The organism is Methylosinus sp. R-45379, from assembly GCF_001644125.1.
In the GTDB taxonomy this organism is placed as follows: Bacteria; Pseudomonadota; Alphaproteobacteria; order Rhizobiales; family Beijerinckiaceae; genus Methylosinus.
In genome coordinates, this window is record NZ_LUUM01000073.1 from 1 (window position 1) to 2,302 (window position 2,302).

At 54.9% G+C, this 2,302-nt stretch carries 2 protein-coding genes; both read right to left on the reverse strand.

The features are described 5' to 3' along the window. Window positions 1–49: 49 nt before the first annotated feature. Window positions 50–940, reverse strand: a complete 891-nt coding sequence (locus A1351_RS24370; RefSeq protein WP_157096085.1) for a WcbI family polysaccharide biosynthesis putative acetyltransferase — start codon at window positions 938–940, stop codon at window positions 50–52. Beyond that, on the reverse strand, window positions 937–2,052 hold the full coding sequence (locus A1351_RS04005; RefSeq protein WP_083967102.1) for a GSCFA domain-containing protein: 1,116 nt from the start codon (window positions 2,050–2,052) through the stop codon (window positions 937–939). Before A1351_RS04005 ends, A1351_RS24370 begins: the two co-directional genes overlap by 4 nt. Window positions 2,053–2,302: the final 250 nt, after the last annotated feature.

Below are 2,302 nucleotides of genomic sequence, written 5' to 3' on the forward strand. Positions count from 1 at the left end.
CATTGGCGCGCGGCGCTCGTCAAACTCTCCTAGTCGTCGCGACTCTCGTTTATCGGATGCATTCGGTGAGGACCGACCTCATGCGGACGACGGCGTCGAGCTCGAACACCTCACGCGGATAGGTACCATAAAAATTATAGCTCCCGCTGATGAATCTAGCCAAGCTCATCATGACTCCATGACCCATCTCCTCCTTGTAGTTCTCGGGTTGTTTGAAGATGTAGCTCCCTTGAACGCCGATCGGCCGCCCCAGTTCCGGATAGACTGGCCATACAGCGCTGGTCGACAGGGTATCGTAGGGTAGAGTCGGAATGGGTTTCGATTTCGGAATCAGGCCTGCCTTTACCGCGGCGAGCTTGGCGATGCTCGCGAGGGCAAAGGCTTTCGGATGATTGATCGTATGCATGAAAGGCGCATGCGCTAGCCAATCAGGCCAATCGGGCTCGATGTCGAAATCGAATTGGCTCATCACGAGCCGAGCATATTCCGTCGCTTTCGCGAACTCGTCGAAATAGCCCGCCTTACGAAAAATGAAAGCATTGAAAAGACCCGGGACGCGGTCGATCGGCATGCCGAGCGAAAAAGCCGCAGCGACAATTGCCGAGTTATAAGGCCCAAGAGGAGAAGAATATGCCTTTCCTTCCAGAACCAAATAAATACAGTCTGGGTGGAACCCCGTGAATGTGAAGACGGGAACCTGCACCAGATTGGGGAAGCGCGTTCGCAGAGCTTCGGTCGCCAATGGACCATACTCGTCTGGAAGCCCCTGGGTGATGATGAGGTCTCTGTCCTCTAGAAGCAAGGATGCAGCATGTAGGGCGCCACGGTTTTGTATGGCCGGCGCCTCCAGAATGATCACATCTGCATCTTCCGATAGAAACGTGAGCGCATCGCCGATCCCCCAGGCCTGACATACTCCGATGACAGCGATCCGCCTCATTTTACGATCGCCTCCTCATCGCAAATGATCGCAGTAACGTCTTTTAGCCTGTTCATATCACTCTCCGAGATCGGGTTCGTCGATAGCGCATTGCTCGACGACTTTGGCGTGTCGAAAGCATTCTTGGATTCGCCGCCGGCACGCGGTTCTAAATCCGCTGCGTGTGCGGTTTCGTCGAGAAGATAATGTCGGCTGAAGATGGACATCACATAGTCGACGCCTTCGGGAGCGACCTCGCGCAGATCAGGCGCGTAGAATCGACCACCACTTTGCGGTCCGACGATGATTTCATAGGAAGGAAAATAGCTGACCTGTCGGTATCGCCGGCAGATATCCTCAGCAGCGGCGCGAAGAATGCTTTTGCTAGCGATCGTAGATACCAATACATGGCGATCTTCGTAAGTTGCGATCAACGAGACAGGTGAAATCGTCAGAATGATATTCGCGCTCGGGTTCACAAGCGAAAATTTTTCCAAGAACTCCTCGAGGTCTTTGATGACCTCGGCGGCGCTGAGATTGTGGAACTCGGCTTCGTCTCCGGGTGTTTCCGTCGCGACGACGCCAGGAGCCAGTGGAAATGCGCTCCCGTCAATCTTCGAAAGCCAAGTTTCTGTCAATCCGAGCGTGAAGATAAAAACCTTGCAGCATTCGAACATCTCTCGCACAGCGGCCAGATGCGATTCGCGGTCGGCTCGCATTAAATCGACGTCATGGAAGCCTGTGGCCTGAATTCGAGGTCGAAACGGATCGATTATCTCGCCTTGACGACCGCGCCACCAGTCGACTTTCGGTCGAAAAAGACCATATGCCCGATCGAAGAGTTGCAGCAGTTGCCGTGACGTGTAGACGTTCCCAAATCTGGCAGGGAATACGCCGTAGTTTTCATCGACCGTACCCGGTCGTTCCTGATAGGCCTCTGTCACCAGATAATTGAAACCTTGGCGCATGATCGTTCGCGAGAGATGCTGCGCGAAACAACTTCCGGCCGTCGCTATGGCGTCGGCTCTCGACAGAGACAGAGTAGACGATACCACGGGATCGACGTCCGTCTGCTCGGCGACGCCGGATTTCCAAAAGGTATAGAATGGTCGGTTATGATAAGGATTGGCCATTGCGATACCTCATTGAAACCTGATGGGGAGCTCTCTATGGCATATCATGGCCGGCGCTAACAGGGCGTTTGCGGATCGCTGGGATGGGCCGCCCTCGCGAAGGCAGCGTTAGCCGCCGTGTGGCTGCGACAGGACAAAAATGACCGCACGTAGGCAGAGCTTCTCCGATGCGGCCACGTGGGCTGTCATCCTTCGTCGCCTCGCCGAAGGATTAGGGGGAGAGAACGACGTCAGGAATTTTGCTGCGCCG